This window comes from Sandaracinomonas limnophila, from assembly GCF_004005965.1.
Lineage (GTDB): Bacteria > Bacteroidota > Bacteroidia > Cytophagales > Spirosomataceae > Sandaracinomonas > Sandaracinomonas limnophila.
This window is the reverse complement of the sequence record NZ_SACY01000027.1, coordinates 1-234: the sequence shown is the minus strand read 5'-3', so window position 1 is coordinate 234 and position 234 is coordinate 1. Positions and strand designations below refer to the sequence as shown.

The 234-nt window shown below is 41.9% G+C and carries 1 protein-coding gene; it reads left to right on the top strand.

Annotated elements, in window-relative coordinates:
* Window positions 1–234, top strand: a 234-nt coding sequence (locus tag EOJ36_RS12035; protein WP_164847913.1) for a hypothetical protein, incomplete at both ends; no start/stop codon positions are given.

Sequence of the window (234 nt, the reverse complement as noted above, 5' to 3'; positions counted from 1 at the left end):
GCGCCAAAGAGGAAGAAGAAAAAATTAAGCAAAGTATAGTAACTGGAAATGCGAATACTTTGGCTTTAGAGGAAAAATTGTCAACAGCTGATAAAAGAGCCAAAGATGCAGAGAAAGCAATCGATGACAAGTTTACAGCAGAGAAGTCGAGAGTAGATGCAAAAGAACTGGCAACGGACAAAGCGATTGCGGATAACGACAAGCGTGCCAAAGACGCAGAGAAAGCAATCGATG